Source organism: Bacillus sp. SCT118 (genome assembly GCF_058566435.1).
In genome coordinates this window covers 864,621-887,117 of sequence record NZ_CP191225.1, presented here as the reverse complement: position 1 = coordinate 887,117, position 22,497 = coordinate 864,621, and the positions used below count along the sequence as shown (strand labels likewise).

Genomic DNA, 22,497 nt, shown 5'->3' with positions numbered 1-22,497 from the left:
TCCATTTTTTACAGCACTATAATTAGAAGATACCACACTTTTCAAAAAAAATTTACATTAAGCCCAGTTTTCTTCAAATTGGTCTTCTTTAAATCCGACAGTCACTTTTTCGCCGTCTGTTGTAAGCGGGCGTTTGATCAGCATACCATCTGAAGCCAGCAGCTCGAGCTGTTCGTCCTCTGACATGTGATACAGCTTTTCCTTGAGATTGAGCTCGCGGTATTTCATGCCGCTCGTGTTGAAAAATTTCTTGAGATCCAGCCCGCTTTTTTCATAAAGCGCTTTTAATTCTTCTTTGCTTGGCGGCTGCTCAGCAATATGTATTTCGTTTATTTCTTTCCCATGCTCTTCAAGCCACTTCTTTGCTTGGCGGCACGTTCCGCATTTAGGGTACCAGTAAAAAGTTAACGACATCTTCTTCCCCCTCAATAAAATAATCGAGGTTATTTTAACACAGTTTGTTTTAAAAACCTAAAACAGTGCTTCTTAAAAAAGAGCTCCGCGCATGCGGAGCTCATGGCCAATCAGACAATATATTTCTCAGCCTCAAAAATGCCTGCCGCCGCCTCGCGTTTTTTCTGAATCACGTTTTTAGGCGTTACGCGTGTCAGCTTGCGCAGAGCGGAAAGCATCATGCGGAGTGAATCTCCTTCTTCCATTGCGATAAGGGATTCCTTCGCATGCGCTTCAATTTCGTTAAAGGCCTCTTGAACGAAAATTTCTGTGTACAGCACCTTTTGCGCTGCTTTTTCAGCGCCTTGTGCGGCAATGGCCTTTTCCGTTCTGAGCACGGCTGATTCCATTGCGTATACATTGCTGACGATATCCGCTACGTTCACGAGAATTTCTTGCTCACGATCGATCGCTTTTCCGTATTTTTGCGCGGCTAGGCCGGCAGCAAACAACGTAATTTTTTTGGCTTGCTTGACGATATATTTCTCCTGCTCTAAGACGCCGCTTCCAGGCTCTTCAGGCATAAGCATCATGAGTTCTTCCTGCAGCGACTGCGCTTTTTCGAATAAAGGCAGCTCGCCTTTAAGCGCTTTTTTCAGGAAGGTGCTTGGCACGATTAACCGGTTGATTTCGTTTGTGCCTTCAAAAATCCGATTGATCCTTGAATCCCTATAGGCCCTTTCTACTTCGTATTCCTGCATAAAGCCGTAGCCTCCATGAATCTGCACGCCTTCATCAACGATATAATCAAGCGTTTCAGAGCCGAATACCTTATTCAGAGAGCATTCGATGGCGTATTCCGCAATCGATTTGGCAATTTGCCGGCCGTCCTTGAGATCTTCAGCCGTGAACTGGCTCATATTGTCTTCAAACAGCCCGACGGTTCTGTATACAGAGCTTTCCATCGCATACAGCCTTGAGGCCATTGTCCCGATTTTTTCCTGTGTCAATGAAAAACCAGCAATCGGCGTTTTAAATTGGCGGCGCTGATTTGCGTATGCCGCAGACAGCTCGATGACGCGTTTAGATGCGCCGATTGTGCCAACCGCCAGTTTGTAACGGCCGATGTTTAAAATATTAAAGGCGATGACATGCCCTTTGCCGATTTCTCCGAGCAGGTTTTCCTTTGGCACTTCAGCTTGATCCAGAATGAGGGTTCTTGTCGATGATCCCTTGATTCCCATTTTCTTTTCTTCCGGTCCCGTCGAGACACCCGGGAACTCTTTTTCTACAATAAAGGCTGAAAACTTGTCGCCGTCTACCTTAGCGTAAACCACAAATACATCGGCAAAGGCAGAGTTGGTAATCCACTGTTTTTCCCCTGTTAATACATAATGGGTTCCTGCTTCATTCAGCACAGCTGTTGTTTTTGCTCCAAGTGCATCAGACCCAGAGCCAGGCTCAGTCAGAGCATAAGCGGCGATCTTTTCGCCTGAAGCGAGTCCAGGCAAATATTTTTTCTTTTGTTCTTCTGATCCGAAAAAGACGATCGGCAAGGAACCGATACCGACATGCGCGCCATAAGAAAGAGAAAAGCTTCCCGCACGCGAAAATTTCTCAGTGATGAGTGCCGAGCTGATTTTATCAAGGCCGAGCCCTCCGTATTCTTCCGGCACATCGGCGCCAAGCAGCCCTAGTTCGCCCGCTTTCTTCAACAGTCTGACAGAATGCTCGAATTGATGGTTTTCGATATCATCTATATGAGGAAGAACATCTTGCTCGATGTAATCCTCTGTTGTTTTCGCAATCATTTTATGCTCGTCAGTGAAATCCTCCGGTGTATACATTTGATCGTATGTGACATCCTCGATTAAAAATCCGCCGCCTTTTTGTACTTCAGCCGCTTTTTTTGCCATTTGTTTTTCCCCCTTTAGCATAATTCAAATACACCGGCCGCTCCCATCCCGCCGCCGATACACATGGTCACGACTCCAAATTGCTCGTTTCTCCGTTTCATTTCATGGATGAGTGAGAGTGTAAGCTTTGTGCCCGTACAGCCAAGCGGGTGTCCAAGCGCGATTGCGCCCCCGTTGACATTCACTTTTTCTTCATCAATTCCCAATTCCCTGATTACTTGAATGGCTTGTGAGGCAAAAGCTTCATTCAGTTCAAACAAGCCGATGTCCTGCAGCTGAAGTCCGGCAAGCTTCAAAGCGCGCGGAATCGCTTCCACCGGTCCGATTCCCATCACTTCCGGCGGCACGCCGCCTACCGCAAAGGACCGGAATTTCACAAGCGGCGCCAGGCCAAGAGCATCGGCTTTTTCCCGGTCCATCAGCATGACAGCCGCCGCTCCGTCACTCGTCTGCGAGGAATTGCCCGCAGTCACCGTCCCGTCAACGGAAAAGGCCGGGCGCAATGTCGATAAGATGTCTGCAGTCGTTTGCGGGCGAACACCTTCATCCTGAGAAAACACAAACTGTTTTTCCATAGGCTTATGGTCTTCTCCGATTTCTCTCACCGTCACTTCGACAGGTACAATCTCATCTTTAAATTTCCCTTCTGCAAGGGCTTTAGCGGCGTTTTGGTGGCTGCGAACGGCAAACGCGTCTTGATCCTCACGGGAGACGCCGTATTTTTTCGCGACTTGCTCGGCTGTGTGCCCCATGCTCATATAATATTCCGGTGCCTTTTCTGCCAAAGCAAGGTTCGGACGGGTAACATGCCCCATCATCGGAACTTGCGACATGGATTCTGCTCCGCCGGCGATCGCTGTATCGTAGGCGCCAAGCATAATTTTTTCTGCTGCATATGCAATAGACTGAAGGCCTGAAGAGCAATAACGGTTAACTGTAATCGCTGGAACCGTGTACGGCAAGCCCGCGAGCGCACCGATATTTCTCGCCATATTAAGCCCCTGCTCCGCTTCAGGCGTTGCACAGCCAATAATCAAATCGTCAATATTGCCTTCGTAGCCGCCTGCCCGTTTCAGTGTCTCTTTTACACAAATCGCTCCCAAATCATCCGGGCGAACGGTGGCCAACGATCCTTTTTTTGCTTTTCCAACCGGTGTTCTTGCACCTGACACAATGACTGCCTCTTTCATAAGCTCCCTCCTAATTCCGTAAAGGTTTACCTTTCACAAGCATATGCTGCATTCTCGCTTGAGATTTTGCCTCTCCTGCCAAACTCAAAAACGCTTCTCTTTCGATCTCCAATAAATACTCTTCATCTACCTCTGTACCAAACGGCACTTTTCCGCCCGCAATGACATAAGCGAGTTTTTTCGCGATCTTGAAATCATGCTCAGATATATAGCCGGACAGCTTCATCTGCTCAGCGCCAAGCAAGAGTGCCGCATAACCGGTTTCTCCCGGCACCTTGACCTTTTCTTTTACAGGCGGCCGCCAGCCGGTATCGTATAAAGATGCGGCCAGCTGCTTCGCATCGTATAACAGGTGGTCTTGATTCACGCTGATCTGATCCGTTTCTTTTAAGATGTTCATCTCACGAGCCTCTTGAGCGGAAGCGGACACTTTCACCATCGCAATCGTTTCAAATGTTTTCATTGCCGCATTCATCGGATCAAGGCCGCGGCGAAGATGGTTGATGTACAGCTCTTTGTTACCCCCTCCGCCAGGGATGAGGCCGACACCGGATTCCACAAGTCCCATATAGGCTTCGCTTGCCGCTTGAATGCGCGCCGCCGGCAGGCATACTTCCGTTCCTCCGCCGAGCGTCATGCCAAATGGCGCGGCGACGACCGGTTTCGCACTGTATTTGATCTTCATCATCGTCTCCTGAAAACGGCGTATCACGAAATCAACTTCCAAAAAGTTGTCGTCTTGGACTTCCATTAAGATCATGGCAAGATTCGCGCCGACGCAGAAATTTTTCCCTTGATTGCCGATGACAAGCCCCTTATAATTCCGCTCTGTTTCCTCTAACCCTTTGTGGATCATCTGAATGATATCAAGGCCAATCGCATTGCTTTTCGAATGAAATTCAAGAAGGGCCACATCATCTCCAAGGTCAATTAAGCTTGCTCCGCTGTTTTTCGCAATCACGCCTTTTGTTTCTTTAAGTGCTTGTAAATGAATTCGTTTTTTGTTTTCTTTCACGGCTCTGTATTCGCCGCGGTCATAATAAAATACCGTTCCGTTCTCTTTGATGTAGAAGGTTTCATTTCCTTTATCCAGCATCTCTTTTATCCAGCCAGGCATATCTGCTCCAAGCTGCTCAAGCTTTTCCGCTGACTGCTTGAGGCCGATGGCGTCCCACATTTCAAAAGGTCCCAGTTCCCAGCCGAATCCCCACTTCATGGCTTGGTCAATCGCATGAATATCATCGGCAATCTCGCCAAGCAGCTCGGCTGAGTAAAGCAGGGTTTGAGAAGTGATATTCCACAGCAATCTGCCCGCTCTGTCATCCGTATAAATAAGCGCTTTCATTTTGGCTTTTGTCCCTTTTGCCTGTTTTGCCGCTTCAAGTGCCGGTGATTTCATTTTTGTCCGCTCGCCGTAAGTAAGCGTCACTGGGTCAAGCTCATAAATCGTTTTTCCTTCTTTTTTATAAAAGCCTTGGCCGGCCTTACTTCCGATCCACCCTTTTTCCAGCATATCGTTCATGAAGCTTGGAAGGCGAAACACTTCTTTTTCATCGCCATCAGCTTTGTCATACACATTTCGGGCAACGTGGGCGAATGTATCGAGGCCGACCACATCAAGCGTTCTAAAGGTGGCGCTTTTCGGCCTGCCGATCAGCGGTCCTGTGATCGAATCAACCTCCCCGACCTGATAACCGCCTTTCAGCATTTCTTGGACTGTCACGAGAAGCCCGTACGTCCCGATGCGGTTTGCGATAAAGTTCGGTGTGTCCTTTGCTGTAACAACGCCTTTCCCGAGGACATTTTCTCCGAAAGCTGTCATAAACTTTAAAATATCAGGATCGGTTTCCTTAATTGGGATGATCTCCAGCAGCTTTAAATAGCGTGCGGGATTAAAAAAATGCGTTCCGAGAAAATGGGCTTTAAAATCATCCGACCGGCCTTCAGCCATTTCCTGCACTGATATGCCGGATGTGTTGCTTGAAACGATGCTTCCAGTCTTTCGATGTTCATCCACAAGAGCGAAAATTTTCTTTTTGACTTCAAGGTTTTCGACAACGACCTCAATAATCCAATCTGCTTCTTTCAGTTTTTCTGCATCATCCTCCAGATTGCCAGGTGTAATATAGGAGGTATTTTTCGCTGATGTGAGGGGAGCGGGCTTTTGTTTCAGCAGTTTTTTCACCGCCTGCCGGCTCAGCCTGCTGCGCACCTCCGGACTGTCCTTCGTCAGCCCCCTTTTTTCCTCTTCCTTTGTCAAATCGTTCGGCACAATATCTAGCAGCAGGACAGGAATTCCGATGTTAGCCAAATGCGCCGCTATCCCGGAACCCATTACCCCCGATCCTAAAACGGCTGCCTTCCGAATGTGTTTGTGCATGAGATATCCCCCTTGAACATTGAATGAATAGTCATTCATTTTTTGACCAAAAAAAATAAAACCCGTTTCTTCTTTCATCTTAAAAGATTTCCGGTTCGACTTCAATAGCTAATTTGTTATTTTTTTGTATGAAGCCTATAAAAGTCGGGCAACTTAAGCCCGGAGGTGAAGGGAATGGTACGAGAGAAAAAAAATCCGTCTTCAGCGGCAGTCAGCGCGGCGAGCGTAAAGGGAGATGCCGGTCCGACTCAGCATTACGGCGGCGGAAAACGGACAAGTCAAAATCAGCAGTATAAAAAACATAACATGGAACAATCATAATGCAGCTGCTTCCCGCGGCTGCTTTCACTTTTTCAAAATTCCTTTTAACACAAACGCTGCATTGGCAGGCCGTTCGGCAATTCTTCTCATAAAGTAGCTGAACCAGTCCGTTCCATATGGGACATACACACGCATTCTGTAGCCTTCCTTGGCGAGTTCCTTCTGACGCTCCGGCCTGATGCCGTATAGCATTTGAAACTCAAATTGCGACGCGGGGATTTGATGTTCGGCGACGAGCTGTTTCGTAAATGCAATGATGTCATCGTCATGTGTGGCGACTGCCGTGTAGTTCCCGCTTAACAACTGCAGCTTTATTAAGCTCTGAAAATGAAGGTCCGTTCCTCTTTTGTCAGGAAACGCTACAGCCGCAGATTCTTTATAAGCGCCTTTTACAAGTCTGAGATTCGGCTTTAAGTCCCGCATCTTTCTGATATCTTCTGCCGCCCGGTACAGATACGCCTGAATGACCGTGCCGAGCTTCTCAAATTCCTGTTTGCATTGCCTGTAAATAAAAAGTGTCTGTTCATAATGGGAATAGTCTTCCATATCAATGGTCACAGCAACATCATATTGCTTCGCAACGGAAAGAATGGCGCGCAAATGAGTAAGAGCAAGTTCTTCTGAAAGATCGAGCCCGATTGAGGTCAGCTTAAGTGAAAGCTCTGAATCCAATTGATGTTCGGCAATGGCTTGAATGGCTTTCTTGCATTCCTCTGCGACTTGGTTCGCTTCTTTTTCCGAAGCTGCATACTCGCCTAAATAATCAATTGTTGCACACAAACCGGATCTGTTTAGCCTTTTGACGGTCTTAACCGCCGATTCAATCGTATCCCCTGCGACAAACCTTCGTGCTCCAAGCCGCGTTCCGTATGCTTTTGCGAACTTGGTAAGTGTTTTATTTTGAGATAAGAATAAAAACACATGTCTCAACATCCGACTCCCTCCCGCCGTCATCTTCAAAACACCTGTATATAACTCCCAGTCTGAAGGAAACTATAAAATGAACAGAAACCAAAGGAGGATCACAATGGATAATCAGCAGCAATCTCAAATGCCGCCTTCCGTTATTTCGACAAAGGATCATTTGTATCTCAATGACATGCTGAACTGGAATTTGCTCGCGATGAAAAAAGCGCATTTCATGGCGCAGCAGTGCCAGGATCAAACGTTAAAACAAGAACTCGACCGCGTCGGACACATGCATCATGATCACTATCAAAGAATATTAAAGCATCTGCAGCCAGGCCAGCAGCAGTCCGGCTACATCCAATAAGGAGGCGCCAGAATGAATCAGCAAAATCAAAAAATCAGCAACCCGCAGACACCTGTACCGACAACATCGGAAATGAATGACAGAGATTTCGTCAACGAACTGCTGACAACCGAAAAATACATGACAACAGCTTATTGCACTGCCTTGCACGAATTCAGCCACGAGTCTCTTTATCAGGATATTCAATCCATTTTTGATGAGTCACAAAAAGCGCAAAGAAAACTGTATGACCTCATGTTCCAATATGGATGGTATTCTGTTGAAGCGGAGGATGCACAAAAGCTGCAGCAGTCCTATCAAAAATTCCAGCAGACCATTCAGCAGCAGTCTCCTTATCAGCAATAACAATATCAGTAAAAGGATACGATGTTCTTTCGGGCATCTATCCTTTTTTTTTGTGTAAAATCAGTTGACTTTTCATTTACGCTTATTTATATTTAATAAGCATTAACTATTTTGTTATCAAAATATATATACAGTGTATGTAACAGAGGGGAATTGAATATGAAGAGTGCGGATCAGTTAATGTCCGATATCCAATTATCGCTTCAGGCGCTCTTTCAAAAGATACAGCCTGAAATGCTGGAAAGCATGGAGAAACAAGGTGTCACCCCAGCGCAGCTGTTTGTGCTGGCCAGCCTAAAGAAACACGGCAGCCTCAAAATTTCTGAAATTGCCGAGCGTATGGAGGTGAAGCCAAGCGCAGTGACGCTGATGGCAGATCGCCTTGAACAAAAAAATCTTATCGCCAGAACACACAACACAAAAGACAGGCGAGTAATTGATCTCAGTCTTACTGACGAAGGAGACAGAAAGTTCGAGGAGATTTTGGCAGGCAGAAAGGCCATTATGGCGCGCTATCTTTCCTTTTTGACGGAGGAGGAGATGCTGCAGGCGGCGCATATTACAGCAAAGCTCGCACAAGCAGCAGCAGAAACGGATGAAAAGCAAAACATGAAAAGAGGAAATGGATGAAAATGAGTAAAGAAGGCAAACAATCAAAACGAACGTTATTAATAACAGGCTTAATTATTGCCATGTTTTTTTCAGCCCTTGACGGTACCATTGTCGGAACGGCCATGCCGAAAATTGTCGGTGATCTGGGCGGTTTAAGCATGATGACCTGGCTGACAACTGCATATTTGTTAACATCAACAACCATTGTTCCAATTGCCGGTAAACTGGCTGATTTATTGGGACGCCGCATTGTCTATGTATCAGGTTTGATTATTTTTATGGCCGCTTCTGCTTTGTGCGGAATGGCCAACAACATGACAGAATTGATTATCTTCCGTGGACTGCAGGGAATCGGCGGAGGCATCATGATGCCGATGGCGATGATTGTCATCGGTGACTTGTTCACAGGAAAACAGCGTGCTAAATTCCAAGGTGTCTTTGGCGCAATTTACGGGCTGGCTTCAGTGATTGGGCCGCAAATCGGCGGCTGGATTGTAGACTCGTTAAACTGGAAATGGGTTTTCTATATTAACCTGCCAGTCGGAATTATTGCGGTTATTTTTATTGCCAGAGGATTACAGGGACGCCAGCAGACTGGTCCGATCAACTTCGACATCGCTGGTATTTTCACAATGATTGTCGGGGTGGTCAGCCTCCTGCTCGCCTTAAGCTTTGGCGGAAAAGATTATGCATGGGATTCATGGCAGATTCTTGGATTGTTCGCTCTCGCACTGATCGGCATTGTCAGCTTTATCATCGTAGAATCAAAAGCAAAAGAGCCAATCCTGCCAATGTATTTATTTAAAAACAGAACATTTACATTTCTAAACTTGATCGGCTTCTTTATGAGTATCGGTATGTTTGGCGCCATTACGTTTGTTCCTTTCTTTATGCAGGGAATTGTCGGTGTAAGTGCGTCTGAATCGGGTACAATTATGACACCGATGATGATTTCTATGATTATCACAAGTATCATCGGCGGACAGCTTGTTTATAAAATTGGGATTAAACCGCAAATCATTACAGGCATGCTGGTTATGGCCGGCGGATTCCTGCTGTTAACGACATTGGATCTCGATACAAGCAAGCTTGTCGCTACATCTTTTATGGCGATTATTGGTCTGGGAATGGGTCTTGTTATGCCGATTCTGACATTGGCTTTACAGGAAAGCTTTTCGAAGGAGGAGCTTGGAGTTGTCACTTCATCCAGCCAATTCTTCCGTTCTATCGGCGGAACATTCGGCATTACCATGCTGGGAGCCGTAATGAATGCGAGATCAGGAAATCTATTAACAGATAAATTGGTGCCATATTTAGACTCTCTTCCGGCACAGGCAAGCTCGTTTGCCGCCCAGCTAAAGGGTATGATTGATACAAATCCGCAAGGACTGCTGCAATCACTGTTCAGTCCGGACGCAGTCAAACAAATCCCTGCGGCTTTCTCATCCCATATTGTGCCGATTTTAAAAACATCGTTGATGGATTCGCTCCACAGCGTGTTTTATACGGGCCTGATCTTTATCGCAGTCGGAGCCGTATTCACCTTGTTCTTAAAACCTATCAAGCTATCAAATAAGAAAACGGAAGACCAACAAGAAAAAGAGAAAGCGGCAAAAGCCGTTGAATCACCTTCCCATTAATAGAGCACCCCGCGGGTATCAATCCGCGGGGGTTTTTATTCAATCATCTGGGCTCTTCCATTTCCGAAAGACCAATCCTCAGCCTGATTTCCGGCCAGCATGATAAACACATCTTCTTTTCTGACACCAAGCTCGGAATGAATCCGACTCGCGATTGAGCGGTAAAGTGCTTTTTTCTGTTCAGTTGTTCTTGACTGTTTCAGTGTAAAATGAATGTATATCAGTTCATCAGTACGCTCGACTTGGAGATAAAATGGATCATAAAAAAATTCGCTTTTTTCATATTGTCTGATGACTTGGAAATAGTCATCTTCCGGCACATTGATTTCTTCAATCATCGATTGGTGGATAGTCCTGCTCAGTTTTTGAAGCCACGCTTCGCTTCTTCCCGACCGTAAATGAATCTGTACAAATGGCATCTCCCTGCATCCCTTTCTTTACAGCGTCTGTCCGCTGTCAATTGTGATAATTTGGCCTGTGAGTGATTCCTGTTCAATTAGTGAACAAATCAATTTGGCAACATCATCTGGTTCAGCAATACACTGCAGCGGCAAAGAGCCGATCATGCTTTTCATTTTTTCTTCCCGGCCAGCCCACCATCTCGTTGCCACAGCTCCTGGTGCTACACCGCTCACTCTGATTTCAGGCGCTAAGGCGTGGGCCAATGATTTCGTTAAACCGTGCACCGCCGATTTTGATACTGCATAAGGCATAGATGAGCCCGCACCAGTTACCCCTGCGATGCTGCCGACGTTTACGATCGCCCCGGCCTTGCTTTTCTTCATGAACGGAACCACTGCTCTCGCGCAGAAAAACATCCCTTTCACATTGACGGCATACAGCTCATCCCAGACGTCTTCTGTCGCAGCCTCAAGATTATCCATTGGAATATGCCGTGTAATGCTGGCATTGTTGACTAAAATATCAACCGTGCCGTGTGTGTTCACGATTGCTTGAATCATTTCCTGCACGCCGCTGTTTTTGGATACATCTGCTTGGATGGCGAAGGCTTGCCCGCCAGCTTTTTGAATCATTTCCACTGTTTCCTCCGCTTCTGATTGCGAGCGTGAATAATTCACCGCCACAATCGCCCCGCGCTTTGCCAATTCCATACTGGCTGCTTTTCCGATTCCTGTGCCGCCCCCCGTTACGAGAGCTATTTTGTTCAAGACATTCATTGCCGCCACTCCTTGCTGTTGACTAAAGTATATTTCTGATTCCATTGTAATCCAGCTTTGATGTTACGTATAATGATTGTTAAAGATACTAGATATCACTCAGATTGATAGCAAACGAACGGAGGAGTTCAAAATGGAAAGCGGAGATTTACGTGTGTTTCAAATGGTAGCCCTTGAAGGGACCATTACGAAAGCAGCCCTGCGGCTTGGCTATGTGCAATCGAATGTCACGGCCAGAATTCAGCAATTGGAAGCTGAACTGGGTACCACACTGTTTTTGCGCCATAATCGGGGCATGACACTTTCTGCAAGCGGAAAATTACTGCTGGACTACGCAAATAAAATTATTGGCCTTCTTGATGAAGCGTCTAAAGCGCTCTCATCCTCCGCAGAACCAAGCGGGCCGCTTATGATCGGCTCCACTCAGACAACAGCCGCGGTAAGGCTACCAAAGCTACTGGCATCTTATTATGAAGAACATCCAAACGTCCAGTTGTCTTTAACAACAGGACATACGCAATTTCTCCTTGATAAAGTTCTTCGTTATGAATTGGACGGCGCGTTTATCGGATGCGAATGCAATCATCCTGAGCTCGAATCCTATCCTGCATTTGAGGAAGAACCAGTAGTTGTTTCGGCTGCCTCCGTGCCCGATGTTGAGGAAGCCATCACAAAGCCGATTCTCGTATACAGCACAGGCTGCTCGTATCGAGAAACACTTGAAAAATGGCTGCGCTCCGTCGGTGTCACACAGCCGGTCATTATGGAATTTGGGACGCTTGAAGCAATTATCGGCGGGGTTACAGCAGGTCTTGGCATCTCGTTGCTGCCAAGAACGGTTGTGCAGAAACATGAAGCAGAAGGATCAATTCGATTGTACCCGTTGCCTGAAGCTCTCAGCCAGATGAAAACAGAGTTTATTGTTCGAAAAGATTCGTTTATCAGCAGCGCGCTGAGAACCTTTATGGATTCCTTTGCGCCAGATAAAACGGCTGAATCACAAAAAAGCAGTCTGCTATAATGAACAGACTGCTTTTTGGCTATTGTTTGTTTCGATGCGCTTCATTTAACTCCTTAATATGCTGAATGATCTCTTTAATGCCCTGCTTTGCGTCGGGGTATGTCGCATTCCAATGCTTAGCGAGCGGAGGCATGCTTTTGGCTATATGGGTGTACAAAATCCATTGCTTCACTTCTTCTTTTAGCTCATCGTTTGTTTCACCAAGCAGAAGCTCAGTATACTTCTCCAGCAATCCATCCAGCTGCTCCTGAAGTTTTTGTTCCATTTTCCATCTTCCTTTCGAAAAAACAGCAAGGAGCTTTCTCAATTGAAAGCTCCTTCGCTGCGTTATTTATCCATGTGATGTGAAAGCCGCTTCCTGGACAATGCATCTGCCCCTGCCATGAGGAATGCAAAGAGGCGTTCCAAAGAGCGGGTCCTGTGTAACCTGACAGTTCATAGAAAACACATTTTGCACAAGATCACAAGTGATGACCTCTTCCGGACGGCCTTCTGCATAAATCCGTTTGTCTTTTATGGCCACAAGATGATGCGCATAGCGGCACGCCAAGTTTAAGTCATGGAGAACCATAACAATCGTCCGGTCTTCCTTTTCATTCAGCTCAAACAGCAAATCAAGAATTTCAATTTGATGCGTCATGTCTAAATACGTCGTCGGCTCGTCAAGAAGGATGATATCCGTTTCCTGGGCAAGCGTCATCGCGATCCAAGCCCGCTGGCGCTGTCCGCCTGACAAAGAATCAACGGCGCGGTCAGCCATGTCCTCAAGCTTTGTTGCTTTAAGCGCTCTTTCAACTGCTTCCTCATCCTCTTTTGACCATTGCTTCAGCCAGTTTTGGTAAGGATATCTTCCTTGCTTCACCAGCTGATGCACCGTCAGCCCCTCTGGAGCCGAAGGACCTTGGGGCAGGATTGCGAGCTCTTTTGCGACTTCCTTCGTCGGAAGCTTGGCAATGGCTCTTCCTTCCAGCAGTACTGAACCGCCTCTCGGCTTCATCAGGCGCGCTAATGAACGTAAAAGTGTCGATTTTCCGCAGCCATTGCTGCCAATAAATACGGTAATTTCACCTTTGGGAATTGTTAAATTCAACTCATCAATAATAACGGCATCCCCGTATCCTAAGCTCAGCGTTTCTGTAGAAATTGCACTCATACCCATAACCGCTCCTTTTTGCTGGCTTTTTAGCAGCACTATGTATTGCACGTTTTCTATATACATGCTTTTAAGTCAATTGTCATCAATGCAAGTGATTCCGATATTCAGCCATTTGATATGGTCATATATCCCTCATTGTAGCAGAAAACACTGACTTTGAAAATCATTTTCAATTAGTTTTATGGACATAATTGACGTTTATGGGTTTTTTATCACAATATTACTTCTTGATTTCTCTGATGGAGCCGTCCTTCAGCTTCAATTTTAAATCGATATGATCATAATGACTGTCCAGATTAAATGCTGCCAGCACACTTTGTATCACTTCTGTTTCAGCCATTTGGTCTGTCACGGAAAGCTCGCTCAAAATCATTTTCATCTCATCCAATGCTTCTTCTCCCTCCTGATTGACACCAGAGAGCTTATCCTGTATTTCCGCTTTTTCCTGAGTCCCGTTCTTTGTATAGATTCCTTCATAACGGTTATGCTCACCATCCCCGTAGCTCACACGAAGCGAAAAATTGCTGTAGGGAACGGATTTCAGCTGGGTGACGGCTGTATTTTCTCCTTCTGCCTGCTGCTGGTCTTCATTGAGACGGCAGCCCGCAATCAGAACCACTGCGAGACATACAGCCCCGGCTGCTCTGACCAAATGCATATGTTTCCCCCCTGTAGGATTCCATTTATTTTAGGTATATCCAGAGAATGAAATCCTCATTCAGAGAAGAATTGAAAAAGCCGGGGCATATAACGCCACGGCTTTTCTTTAAGATTCGGTCATTTGCAAAAAGGTTTCGGCGTCACGCACAGCCAGCTTGATGGCATTCTCCCAGAAATCGCGCTTCGTGATGTCAGCCCCCAAATGCTTCATGGCCAAATCCTCCACTGTCATAGAAGCCGTATCTCGCAATAGCGCCATATACTTCTCTTCGAATGCGTTTTTTTCTTCAAGCGCCAGCGCGTAAATGCCAAGAGAAAACAGGTAGCCGAATGTATAAGGGAAATTGTAAAACGGCACCCTCGTGATGTGAAAGTGAAGTTTTGATGCCCAAAAAAGCGGATGATATTCTTCTAACGCATTGCAGTATGCCTCTCTTTGCGCCTCTTCCATCAGCTCATTCAAGCGGCTGGCCGGTACCACTCCCCGCTTTCGTTCCTCGTAGAATCTCGTTTCGAATAGAAATCTTGCGTGAATGTTCATGAAGAACGCAACACTTCTTTGCACTTTATCCTCCAGAAGAACAATCTTTTCTTCCCTGGTCTCGGCTTGCTGGACAGTCGCGTCCGCCACTATCATCTCTGCAAACGTTGAAGCTGTTTCTGCAACGTTCATGGCGTAGGAACGGTTTAACGGCCTGACGTCGAGCATTGCTTCCTGATGGAACGCGTGCCCGAGTTCATGCGCAAGAGTAGAGACATTTGAGGCGCTGCCCGAAAATGTCATAAAAATCCGGGATTCCCCACTGTCTGGAAAGCTCGTGCAAAAGCCGCCGACTCTTTTTCCACTCCTGTCTTCCGCCTCAATCCAGCCGTCCCGAAACGCTTTTTCAGTGAATGAGGACAGCTTTTTGCCAAACGTTGAAAACTGGCTGGTAATGATATTTGCGGCTTCATCATATGAATAGACCTTTCCGTCAGAACCGATCGGTGCCTCGACATCGTACCAACTGAGTTTTTCAAGGCCGAGCATGGATGCTTTCCGGTTCAAAAACTGAACGAACGGCTTCTTGTTTTCAGTGATGACCTGCCACATCGTATCAAGTGTTTCTTTTTTCATCCTGTTAATTTGCAGCGGTTCCTTCAGGACATTCTCCCAGCCGCGCGCTTTATAGGTTTCAAGCCGGAATCCCGCCAAATGATTCAGCGTGCTGCTGAAAAGATCCTGCTTGCTCTCCCAAGCTTGGCGGAAACGTTCATATACTGTTTTTCTGACAGCACGGTCTTGATGGTCCATCATATTCTCCGCCTGACCGACAGACAATTGCTTGTTTTCACCGTTTTCCTCATACGTGATCGTCATTTTCCCGACAACCATATTGTATAAGTCACTCCAAGCGTGATATCCGTCCACCGCAAGGTTTCCGATCAGTTTTTCTTTACCGGGGCTAAGCTTTTCGGCAACCCTCTGTCTTCTTTCATTTAATATGTAAGATACATCGCGCAATCCCGGTTTTGTTAACAATTCATTCCACACGTCTTGATCAATGTCCACAAGTTTATGATCTAATGTAACGAGCGACGATTGAAAATCTGCGGAAAGCCGGTTCATGAGTGCCCAATGCTCTATAGCCTTTTGATCATTGATATTCTGGGCCTGGAGGCAAGCAACAAAAGCGCCGGCCTGCTGAAGCTTGACGGATGTCTGTTCGAATAAATCAAGCAACGCGGTCAGCCCTTCAGCCTCTTCAGGCGATTCAGGCACCTGAAACGCATCAGTCCTGTCTTGAAATGCACGCAGACTTTGTGACAGCTTCTCAATATATCCTTTGAATTCTTCTGATTGGCTCCCGCCCTTAAAAAATGAATCAAGATCCCATCTTTGGCCTACCCCTTGCAGCGCCATATCACAAAACCCCTTTCCTTCTTTCGTTCTATTATAGAACAATTCTGAATTGTTGTATAAAAATTTCTTTTACAGACGCCATTTCCTGTTCAGGATTGTACAATAGCTGTAGCAGTTTAATAGGAGGTATAGGATGAATAAAAAAATAGCAATCGTAACGGGAGCGTCCAGCGGCTTCGGTCTGCTGGCAGCTGTAAAGCTTGCCCGATCATTTTTCGTGATAGCCACATCAAGACAGCCTGAAAAAGCGGAACAGCTTCGGGAATTGGCTGCAGCACACAATGTGTCTGATTCTATTCACATTACTGCTCTCGATGTCACCGATGAACAATCTATAGTCTCATTCGGAAAAGCCGTTAGTGCTTACGCCCCGATCGACTTACTCGTTAACAATGCCGGAACGGCTTATGGAGGATTTATCGAGGATGTGCCGATGGAACATTTCAGACAACAATTTGAAACGAATGTCTTCGGTGTGATCCATGTGACAAAAACCGTTCTGCCTTACATAAGAAAGCATGGCGGCGCAAAGATTATAAACGTGAGCAGCATCAGCGGACTGACCGGATTCCCAGCGCTGTCACCATATGTTTCTTCCAAGCATGCATTGGAAGGTTTTTCTGAAAGCCTTCGTATCGAGCTGCTTCCGTTCGGTATCGAAACCGCTTTGATCGAGCCGGGCTCATACAAGACATCGATCTGGACAACGTCATTATCAAATTTTATGTCGGTGCCTGCTGACGATTCAGCCTATCATCAATACTATAAAAAGATCCTTTCCTACGTTCAAAAAAACGGAGAAGAAAGCGGAGATCCCCAAGAGGTTGCCGACCTCATTTACCAATTGGCAACAAAACAGCACATAAAGAAATTGCGATACCCGATCGGAAAGGGCATCAGGCTCACCCTGCTATTCCGATCGCTTTTTCCTTGGTCTGCGTGGGAGTCTATCCTGAAGAAAAAGCTATTCAGATGACCTAAATTATAATAATTATAATTTAGTATTGATTTTTATTTAGTATATGATATAATTAAAACAACAGATCACAAGGAGGACGTTATCTTATGAAAACTGAAAACGCAAAAACAAATCAAACATTAGTTGAGAATTCAATGAACACACAATTATCAAACTGGTTTCTTTTATACTCTAAGCTCCACCGTTTCCATTGGTATGTGAAAGGGCCTCATTTCTTTACATTGCACGAGAAATTTGAAGAACTTTATGACCATGCGGCTGAAACAGTCGATACCATCGCTGAGCGCCTGCTGGCGATTGGCGGACAGCCTGTTGCCACAGTGAAAGAATACACTGAGCATGCATCTATCACAGACGGTGGAAACGAAACATCAGCTTCAGAAATGGTACAAGCATTGGTAAACGACTACAAACAAATCAGCAGCGAATCTAAATTCGTGATCGGCCTGGCTGAAGAAAATCAAGACAATGCGACAGCGGACTTGTTTGTCGGATTAATTGAAGAAGTTGAAAAACAAGTGTGGATGCTTTCCTCTTACTTAGGATAAAAAAAGCTGAACCCTATTTGGGTTCAGCTTTTTGTTTTTTTCTTAGCTTGAACGGCTTTCTGTCTGCTTGGTCAGTGTCGCGTTCAACGTTTTCGTTTTTCCCTTTCGCAGCACTTGGATTGTTGTTTTATCTCCGACTTTTAAGTCTTTGTAAAGGATCTGACGGATATCCGCACTGCTTTCCACGTCTTTACCGTTTAGTTTGACAATGACATCCTCAGATTTAATACCTGCTTTTTCTGCCGGTGAATTTGCTTGAACTTCTTTTACATAAACACCTTTGCCCAATTGATCTCCAAACAGGCCCAGCGTATTTTCCTGATAAGTTTCAGGAACTTGTGACATGTCAATCATCTGCACGCCTAAAAACGGACGGTCCACCTTCCCGTTTTGCAGCAGCTGGTCAACAATCGGCTCGACATCATTGCTTGGGATCGCAAATCCAAGTGATTCCACGCCGCTTTCGCTCACCTTCAAGCTGTTGATGCCGATGACCTGGCCGCTTGCATTGATTAATGGGCCTCCGCTGTTCCCCGGGTTGATCGCTGCATCAGTTTGCAGCACGTTCATTTCCACCGTCCCTTGTGTTGTATCCACATCAATTGTCCGGTTCAATCCGCTAATGATGCCTTGTGTCACCGTACCGGAAAACTGCTGTCCGAGCGGGTTACCGATAGCGATTACCTTTTCGCCCGTGCGCAGCTGTGAAGAATCACCAAAGCTCGCCACTTTTTTGACGTTCTTGCTGCTGATTTCCAAAACTGCCAAATCAGTAATGGTATCGCTGCCGACAAGCTTGGCAGTTTCCGTTTCTCCGTTGTATAGCGTAACAGTCAGCTTGTTCGCGCCTTCAACGACATGGTTGTTTGTAATGATATACGCTTTATTGCTGTCTTTTTTGAAAATAACACCTGACCCGGTTCCGCTTTCACTTTCTGAGCTAGAGCCTCCTCCCGTGCCGAATGTGTTATTTTGAGAGGTTTGGATATTTGAGATTCCGACAATCGTAGGCTCTAAATCCTCTACCATATCAGCGATGTTTGATGCGTTCGTTATCGGCGCCGTTGTAAAATTATCAGACTGCACCTGTTTATTTGCGGAAGCGGTCTCGGTCGCCTGATTTTGGTCTGACGGCAGATAAGGCGCGATGCCAAGCATGAGGCCCCCGCCGATAATACCGCCTAAAATCGGGCTCAGCCATGCGGCTCTCCGTTTCTTTTCTTTTTTCACAGCCGTTTCTTGCTTTTCCATTTCTAAAGCAGAAGCCGTTTCCTGCCGTCCCGCTTCATACGACACAGGCGCGTCAAGCAATTCTTGTTCAGAATGTCCTATCAGTTTCTGGTTTTCTGTATTCTGCTGTTCTGTATGTGAAGGTTCAGTTTGATGTTGATCGTTTTGGCCATCACGTCGATAATCCATGTTCTTCCACTCCTTTAACGGTTATTCATTTATCGTTACATATTCATCGCATGTACAAGTTCAATTGTCCCAATAATGAGGAGAAAAGCAAAGCACCAAAATAGAATATGTTTGATCATCCTACATCTTCCTCGCTCTTTTTCTCTTCCTTTCTTCCCTTATACATATCATAAACAAACATTGTGGGATAAAAATGAAAAGAATATGTGAAATTATGAAAATTGCCTGCCGTATGTTAAAACTAGTTTATAATGACGTTGAAAGGATGTGAAGAGCCTTGTCATACACCATTTATCTAGTTGAAGATGAGGATAACCTGAATGAACTGCTGACGAAGTATTTAGAGAATGAGGGCTGGAACATTACATCTTTTACGAAAGGTGAAGACGCCAGAAAGAACATGACACCGTCTCCCCACCTATGGATTCTCGATATCATGCTGCCGGATACCGACGGCTATACATTAATAAAAGAAATCAAGGCGAAAGATCCTGACGTGCCGGTCATTTTTATTTCCGCCCGAGATGCGGATATTGACAGAGTGCTTGGCTTAGAGCTTGGCAGCAATGACTACATTTCAAAGCCGTTTCTGCCGCGGGAGCTGATTATCCGTGTGCAAAAGCTGCTGCAGCTCGTATATAAGGAAGCTCCTCCTGTACAAAAAAATGAAATTGCCGTCTCCTCGTATCGGGTCGCTGAAGACGCCCGCGAGGTCTATGACGAAAACGGGAATATCATCAATTTGACGTCAAAGGAATTTGATCTGCTGCTATTATTTATCCATCATAAAGGGCATCCGTACTCTCGTGAGGATATCCTCCTAAAAGTGTGGGGGCATGACTACTTCGGAACAGACCGGGTCGTTGATGATCTCGTCCGGAGACTGCGCAGAAAGATGCCTGAATTGAAGGTGGAGACGATTTACGGTTTCGGCTACAGGATGATGTCATCATGAAAAACAAGCCGCTCGCGTTTCAGATATGGGTTGTCATATCCGGCATCCTGTTAGCGATATCGATTTTACTGCTTGTGTTATTTTCAAACACGTTGCGAGATTTTTTCACTAATGAAACGTATACGACGATTGAAAATGAGCAGCATGTTCTGACAGAGTACCGCCTGCCAGGTTCGATTGAAAGGCGCTATTACAGCGAGGAAGCGACGGCGCCGACAACTGTCCGCTCCGTACAGCACGTGCTCCTTCCTGAAAATGAAGAGGCTTCTTCAGACAAGGATTTAAGCATTCTGTCATCTTCATTTATCCACAAGGTGTACAAGCTGGCTGATAAGCAGGAAGCTAAAAAGAAACGTTACAGCGCCGACGTCAATGGAGAGAAAGTGTTTTTTGTCATTAAAAAGGGACTTTCCGTCAATGGACAATCAGCGATGATGCTCTCTTACGCACTTGATTCTTATCGGGACGATTTGGCCTATACCTTGTTCAAACAACTTCTGTTTATTATAGCTGTCGTCATTTTATTAAGCTGGATTCCGGCTATTTGGCTTGCAAAGTATTTATCAAGGCCTCTTGTATCATTTGAAAAACACGTCAAACGGATTTCTGAACAGGATTGGGATGACCCAGTAAAAGTGGATCGGAAAGATGAAATCGGCAAATTGGGCCATACCATCGAAGAGATGCGCCAAAAGCTTGTGCAAAAGGATGAAACAGAAAGAACTCTATTGCAAAATATCTCTCATGATTTAAAAACGCCGGTCATGGTCATCAGAGGCTATACACAATCAATTAAAGACGGGATTTTTCCTAAAGGAGACCTTGAAAACACTGTAGATGTTATTGAATGCGAAGCTCTTAAGCTGGAGAAAAAAATAAAGGATTTATTATATTTAACGAAGCTGGATTATTTAGCGAAGCAAAAAGTGCAGCACGACATGTTCAGTATTGTGGAAGTGACAGAAGAAGTCATCGAACGATTGAAGTGGGCGCGGAAAGAACTATCGTGGGAAATTGATGTTGAAGAGGATATTTTGATGCCGGGCGATCCGGAGCAATGGAACAAACTCCTTGAAAACATTCTGGAAAATCAAATCCGCTATGCTGAGACAAAAATAGAAATCAGCATGAAACAAGATGATCGAAATATCGTGATCACCATTAAAAATGACGGTCCGCATATTGAAGATGAGATGCTCTCCAGCCTCTATGAGCCTTTTAATAAAGGGAAGAAAGGCGAATTCGGCATTGGTCTAAGCATCGTAAAACGAATTTTAACTCTTCATAAGGCATCTATCTCAATTGAAAATGACAAAACGGGTGTAACATACCGCATAGCAGTGCCAAAATAGACTGTAGATGTTTTGCAGTCTATTTTTTTATGTGAAAGAATAGCCGTTAAAATCTCTGTAATTTGTTTTGAGCGGCTGTTTGCATTGATGAACCCATTTTTTCTCTGACAAGGTCTGCTTCGGATATTTGACTTTCTCCACTTTGATTCCTCTGTTTCGCAAGCGGCTGATCATTTCGTCCAATTCTCTCATTCTAGATTCACCCTTTCGCTTGAGCTTTGACCATTCGGTCATCTCAATTTATAATATAAATAATACATGATAAAAAAACAAGTTACAATAAGGTTAATTTTATAACAGACGGTGTGACTATATGGTCATATCCTAGCAGGCCTCCGGGCTCCGAAAGGGTGGAACCATTGAAGGAAAAAGAAAAACTGATTATTGAAACAGCCTTAAAACTATTTGCCCAAAAAGGATACAACTCAACATCAGTCCAGGAAATCGCAAAAGAATGCAAAATATCTAAAGGCGCTTTTTATATTTATTTTCCTTCGAAAGAAGCGCTTCTTCTCTCTATGCTGAACTACTATTATGATAAAACGTTTACCCGAATTTTAAATATTAAAACGAAGGGCGACAGCCCCAGAACGGCTTACCGTAAACAGCTGACCGTCCTCTATGAAAACATTCTTGAACACAAAGATTTTATCAGCATGCAGTTGAAGGAGGGTTCTCTGCCTTACACAGAAGAAGTGGAGCAATGCGCAAAAAAAATCCGCCAGTCCTCACTTCAATTTCATATCGACAGCCTGCTGAACATCTATGGAAAAAAAGCGGAACCGTACACTGCAGAGCTTTGTTTTTTAATAGAGGGCATCAGCCAGATTTACCTGGAATGCATGATTTTGCTAGGGTACACTGTGAAGCCGTCTCAATTAGCTGATATCATTATGAATCGAATTGATGATATGGTAAAAGGCATGTCTGAACGAAACGATAAGCCTTTCATCACATTGGAAGAGGCGAGCTCTTTATTCGGGCCTCTTACGCACGGACGGCCTGACCCGCTGACTGAATCGATTGTGAAAAGCCTACGTGACAAAATTAACAGCTTAAACACAAACTCCTCTCTTGAATTATCGGAGAGCTTGGACATACTTGAAGCAGAAATGAAGAAAAAAACACCGAAGCTGGCGATCATAAAAGGAATGATTCATAATCTGACGGAGTCTGAAGCTCTCGCCAAAGATGCGGAGCAGCTTAAATATTTATTAAAACAGCAACATATTTAGAAGAACGGCTGCTTAAAAAGC

The 22,497-nt window shown here is 45.2% G+C and carries 24 protein-coding genes; 11 read left to right on the top strand and 13 right to left on the bottom strand.

Annotation, left to right across the window (positions count from 1 at the left end):
* Positions 1 to 57: 57 nt before the first annotated feature.
* The 4 genes from ACQVGT_RS04400 to ACQVGT_RS04385 form a co-directional block, all read right to left on the bottom strand.
* On the bottom strand, positions 58 to 414 hold the full coding sequence (locus tag ACQVGT_RS04400; RefSeq protein WP_015384590.1) for an arsenate reductase family protein: 357 nt from the start codon (positions 412 to 414) through the stop codon (positions 58 to 60).
* Positions 415 to 524: 110 nt separating this feature from the next.
* A complete protein-coding gene (gene fadE / locus ACQVGT_RS04395; RefSeq protein ID WP_015483670.1) occupies positions 525 to 2,309 on the bottom strand; it encodes an acyl-CoA dehydrogenase FadE in 1,785 nt (594 codons plus the stop codon).
* Between the two features lie 14 nt (positions 2,310 to 2,323).
* Positions 2,324 to 3,499 (bottom strand): acetyl-CoA C-acetyltransferase, encoded by a 1,176-nt coding sequence (locus ACQVGT_RS04390; protein ID WP_015384592.1) that lies wholly within the window; start codon positions 3,497 to 3,499, stop codon positions 2,324 to 2,326.
* Positions 3,500 to 3,509: 10 nt separating this feature from the next.
* The gene (locus tag ACQVGT_RS04385; RefSeq protein ID WP_015483671.1) at positions 3,510 to 5,879 is read right to left on the bottom strand and encodes a 3-hydroxyacyl-CoA dehydrogenase/enoyl-CoA hydratase family protein; all 2,370 of its coding nucleotides are present in this window, start codon (positions 5,877 to 5,879) and stop codon (positions 3,510 to 3,512) included.
* A gap of 174 nt (positions 5,880 to 6,053) precedes the next feature.
* Between ACQVGT_RS04385 and ACQVGT_RS04380 the strand changes: the two genes are divergently transcribed.
* Complete coding sequence (locus tag ACQVGT_RS04380; protein ID WP_003240817.1) at positions 6,054 to 6,200, top strand: YuzL family protein; 147 nt, start codon at positions 6,054 to 6,056, stop codon at positions 6,198 to 6,200.
* A 24-nt stretch (positions 6,201 to 6,224) separates the two neighbouring features.
* On the opposite strand, the gene ACQVGT_RS04375 is transcribed toward ACQVGT_RS04380, so the two are convergent.
* Positions 6,225 to 7,133, bottom strand: coding sequence for a proline dehydrogenase family protein (locus ACQVGT_RS04375; RefSeq protein ID WP_015384595.1), 909 nt, complete (start codon positions 7,131 to 7,133; stop codon positions 6,225 to 6,227).
* A gap of 94 nt (positions 7,134 to 7,227) precedes the next feature.
* Here ACQVGT_RS04375 and ACQVGT_RS04370 point away from each other — a divergent pair, with 94 nt between their 5' ends.
* From ACQVGT_RS04370 to mdtP, 4 genes are all read left to right on the top strand, one after another.
* The gene (locus ACQVGT_RS04370) at positions 7,228 to 7,473 is read left to right on the top strand and encodes a hypothetical protein (RefSeq protein WP_003228567.1); all 246 of its coding nucleotides are present in this window, start codon (positions 7,228 to 7,230) and stop codon (positions 7,471 to 7,473) included.
* A 12-nt stretch (positions 7,474 to 7,485) separates the two neighbouring features.
* A complete protein-coding gene (locus ACQVGT_RS04365) occupies positions 7,486 to 7,818 on the top strand; it encodes a spore coat protein (RefSeq protein WP_003222766.1) in 333 nt (110 codons plus the stop codon).
* Positions 7,819 to 7,977: 159 nt separating this feature from the next.
* Entirely contained in the window at positions 7,978 to 8,448 is a 471-nt protein-coding gene (mdtR, locus tag ACQVGT_RS04360) for a MarR family transcriptional regulator MdtR (protein ID WP_014665318.1), read from the top strand.
* On the top strand, positions 8,445 to 10,070 hold the full coding sequence (gene mdtP, locus ACQVGT_RS04355) for a multidrug efflux MFS transporter MdtP (RefSeq protein WP_015384597.1): 1,626 nt from the start codon (positions 8,445 to 8,447) through the stop codon (positions 10,068 to 10,070). Before mdtR ends, mdtP begins: the two co-directional genes overlap by 4 nt.
* A 35-nt stretch (positions 10,071 to 10,105) precedes the next feature.
* On the opposite strand, the gene ACQVGT_RS04350 is transcribed toward mdtP, so the two are convergent.
* Positions 10,106 to 10,489 (bottom strand): tautomerase family protein, encoded by a 384-nt coding sequence (locus ACQVGT_RS04350; RefSeq protein ID WP_015483672.1) that lies wholly within the window; start codon positions 10,487 to 10,489, stop codon positions 10,106 to 10,108.
* Between the two features lie 18 nt (positions 10,490 to 10,507).
* Positions 10,508 to 11,248 carry an SDR family NAD(P)-dependent oxidoreductase gene (locus ACQVGT_RS04345; RefSeq protein WP_015483673.1) on the bottom strand — a complete coding sequence of 247 codons (741 nt, stop codon included), beginning with the start codon at positions 11,246 to 11,248 and terminating at the stop codon, positions 10,508 to 10,510.
* Between the two features lie 133 nt (positions 11,249 to 11,381).
* Here ACQVGT_RS04345 and ACQVGT_RS04340 point away from each other — a divergent pair, with 133 nt between their 5' ends.
* The gene (locus ACQVGT_RS04340) at positions 11,382 to 12,269 is read left to right on the top strand and encodes a LysR family transcriptional regulator (RefSeq protein ID WP_015384599.1); all 888 of its coding nucleotides are present in this window, start codon (positions 11,382 to 11,384) and stop codon (positions 12,267 to 12,269) included.
* Positions 12,270 to 12,288: 19 nt separating this feature from the next.
* Here ACQVGT_RS04340 and ACQVGT_RS04335 read toward each other — a convergent pair whose 3' ends face one another.
* The 4 genes from ACQVGT_RS04335 to ACQVGT_RS04320 all read right to left on the bottom strand — a co-directional run bounded on the left by ACQVGT_RS04335 (position 12,289) and on the right by ACQVGT_RS04320 (position 15,988).
* A complete protein-coding gene (locus ACQVGT_RS04335) occupies positions 12,289 to 12,576 on the bottom strand; it encodes a YusU family protein (RefSeq protein ID WP_003228549.1) in 288 nt (95 codons plus the stop codon).
* Positions 12,577 to 12,600: 24 nt separating this feature from the next.
* Positions 12,601 to 13,428 (bottom strand): ABC transporter ATP-binding protein, encoded by an 828-nt coding sequence (locus ACQVGT_RS04330; protein ID WP_010886609.1) that lies wholly within the window; start codon positions 13,426 to 13,428, stop codon positions 12,601 to 12,603.
* Between the two features lie 217 nt (positions 13,429 to 13,645).
* Entirely contained in the window at positions 13,646 to 14,083 is a 438-nt protein-coding gene (locus ACQVGT_RS04325; protein ID WP_015384600.1) for a YusW family protein, read from the bottom strand.
* Between the two features lie 108 nt (positions 14,084 to 14,191).
* A complete protein-coding gene (locus ACQVGT_RS04320) occupies positions 14,192 to 15,988 on the bottom strand; it encodes a M3 family oligoendopeptidase (RefSeq protein ID WP_015483675.1) in 1,797 nt (598 codons plus the stop codon).
* A gap of 133 nt (positions 15,989 to 16,121) precedes the next feature.
* Between ACQVGT_RS04320 and ACQVGT_RS04315 the strand changes: the two genes are divergently transcribed.
* Together ACQVGT_RS04315 and mrgA are read left to right on the top strand one after the other, a co-directional pair.
* A complete protein-coding gene (locus ACQVGT_RS04315) occupies positions 16,122 to 16,964 on the top strand; it encodes an oxidoreductase (protein WP_015384602.1) in 843 nt (280 codons plus the stop codon).
* An 89-nt stretch (positions 16,965 to 17,053) separates the two neighbouring features.
* The gene (gene mrgA / locus ACQVGT_RS04310; RefSeq protein ID WP_014477938.1) at positions 17,054 to 17,515 is read left to right on the top strand and encodes a metalloregulation DNA-binding stress protein MgrA; all 462 of its coding nucleotides are present in this window, start codon (positions 17,054 to 17,056) and stop codon (positions 17,513 to 17,515) included.
* A 42-nt stretch (positions 17,516 to 17,557) separates the two neighbouring features.
* Here mrgA and htrB read toward each other — a convergent pair whose 3' ends face one another.
* On the bottom strand, positions 17,558 to 18,934 hold the full coding sequence (gene htrB / locus ACQVGT_RS04305; protein ID WP_015483676.1) for a serine protease Do-like protein HtrB: 1,377 nt from the start codon (positions 18,932 to 18,934) through the stop codon (positions 17,558 to 17,560).
* A 277-nt stretch (positions 18,935 to 19,211) separates the two neighbouring features.
* Here htrB and cssR point away from each other — a divergent pair, with 277 nt between their 5' ends.
* Positions 19,212 to 19,889, top strand: coding sequence for a two-component system response regulator CssR (gene cssR, locus ACQVGT_RS04300; protein ID WP_015384604.1), 678 nt, complete (start codon positions 19,212 to 19,214; stop codon positions 19,887 to 19,889).
* The gene (cssS, locus tag ACQVGT_RS04295; RefSeq protein ID WP_003228527.1) at positions 19,886 to 21,241 is read left to right on the top strand and encodes a two-component system sensor histidine kinase CssS; all 1,356 of its coding nucleotides are present in this window, start codon (positions 19,886 to 19,888) and stop codon (positions 21,239 to 21,241) included. The genes cssR and cssS overlap by 4 nt, the downstream gene beginning before the upstream one ends.
* 27 nt (positions 21,242 to 21,268) lie before the next feature.
* On the opposite strand, the gene spxO is transcribed toward cssS, so the two are convergent.
* The gene (spxO, locus tag ACQVGT_RS04290) at positions 21,269 to 21,433 is read right to left on the bottom strand and encodes an anti-adapter protein SpxO (protein ID WP_003221681.1); all 165 of its coding nucleotides are present in this window, start codon (positions 21,431 to 21,433) and stop codon (positions 21,269 to 21,271) included.
* Positions 21,434 to 21,600: 167 nt separating this feature from the next.
* On the opposite strand from spxO, the gene ACQVGT_RS04285 reads away from it, so the two are divergent.
* A complete protein-coding gene (locus ACQVGT_RS04285) occupies positions 21,601 to 22,476 on the top strand; it encodes a TetR/AcrR family transcriptional regulator (protein ID WP_003243192.1) in 876 nt (291 codons plus the stop codon).
* Positions 22,477 to 22,497 lie beyond the last annotated feature (21 nt).

Excerpts from the sequence above, each read along its gene's own strand:
- ACQVGT_RS04400 (WP_015384590.1), bottom strand. The coding sequence starts at position 414 with ATGTCGTTAACTTTTTACTGGTACCCTAAATGCGGAACGTGCCGCCAA.
- fadE (WP_015483670.1), bottom strand. The coding sequence starts at position 2,309 with ATGGCAAAAAAAGCGGCTGAAGTACAAAAAGGCGGCGGATTTTTAATC.
- ACQVGT_RS04390 (WP_015384592.1), bottom strand. The coding sequence starts at position 3,499 with ATGAAAGAGGCAGTCATTGTGTCAGGTGCAAGAACACCGGTTGGAAAA.
- ACQVGT_RS04385 (WP_015483671.1), bottom strand. The coding sequence starts at position 5,879 with ATGCACAAACACATTCGGAAGGCAGCCGTTTTAGGATCGGGGGTAATG.
- ACQVGT_RS04380 (WP_003240817.1), top strand. The coding sequence starts at position 6,054 with ATGGTACGAGAGAAAAAAAATCCGTCTTCAGCGGCAGTCAGCGCGGCG.
- ACQVGT_RS04375 (WP_015384595.1), bottom strand. The coding sequence starts at position 7,133 with ATGTTGAGACATGTGTTTTTATTCTTATCTCAAAATAAAACACTTACC.
- ACQVGT_RS04370 (WP_003228567.1), top strand. The coding sequence starts at position 7,228 with ATGGATAATCAGCAGCAATCTCAAATGCCGCCTTCCGTTATTTCGACA.
- ACQVGT_RS04365 (WP_003222766.1), top strand. The coding sequence starts at position 7,486 with ATGAATCAGCAAAATCAAAAAATCAGCAACCCGCAGACACCTGTACCG.
- mdtR (WP_014665318.1), top strand. The coding sequence starts at position 7,978 with ATGAAGAGTGCGGATCAGTTAATGTCCGATATCCAATTATCGCTTCAG.
- mdtP (WP_015384597.1), top strand. The coding sequence starts at position 8,445 with ATGAAAATGAGTAAAGAAGGCAAACAATCAAAACGAACGTTATTAATA.
- ACQVGT_RS04350 (WP_015483672.1), bottom strand. The coding sequence starts at position 10,489 with ATGCCATTTGTACAGATTCATTTACGGTCGGGAAGAAGCGAAGCGTGG.
- ACQVGT_RS04345 (WP_015483673.1), bottom strand. The coding sequence starts at position 11,248 with ATGAATGTCTTGAACAAAATAGCTCTCGTAACGGGGGGCGGCACAGGA.
- ACQVGT_RS04340 (WP_015384599.1), top strand. The coding sequence starts at position 11,382 with ATGGAAAGCGGAGATTTACGTGTGTTTCAAATGGTAGCCCTTGAAGGG.
- ACQVGT_RS04330 (WP_010886609.1), bottom strand. The coding sequence starts at position 13,428 with ATGGGTATGAGTGCAATTTCTACAGAAACGCTGAGCTTAGGATACGGG.
- ACQVGT_RS04325 (WP_015384600.1), bottom strand. The coding sequence starts at position 14,083 with ATGCATTTGGTCAGAGCAGCCGGGGCTGTATGTCTCGCAGTGGTTCTG.
- ACQVGT_RS04320 (WP_015483675.1), bottom strand. The coding sequence starts at position 15,988 with ATGGCGCTGCAAGGGGTAGGCCAAAGATGGGATCTTGATTCATTTTTT.
- ACQVGT_RS04315 (WP_015384602.1), top strand. The coding sequence starts at position 16,122 with ATGAATAAAAAAATAGCAATCGTAACGGGAGCGTCCAGCGGCTTCGGT.
- mrgA (WP_014477938.1), top strand. The coding sequence starts at position 17,054 with ATGAAAACTGAAAACGCAAAAACAAATCAAACATTAGTTGAGAATTCA.
- htrB (WP_015483676.1), bottom strand. The coding sequence starts at position 18,934 with ATGGATTATCGACGTGATGGCCAAAACGATCAACATCAAACTGAACCT.
- cssS (WP_003228527.1), top strand. The coding sequence starts at position 19,886 with ATGAAAAACAAGCCGCTCGCGTTTCAGATATGGGTTGTCATATCCGGC.
- spxO (WP_003221681.1), bottom strand. The coding sequence starts at position 21,433 with ATGAGAGAATTGGACGAAATGATCAGCCGCTTGCGAAACAGAGGAATC.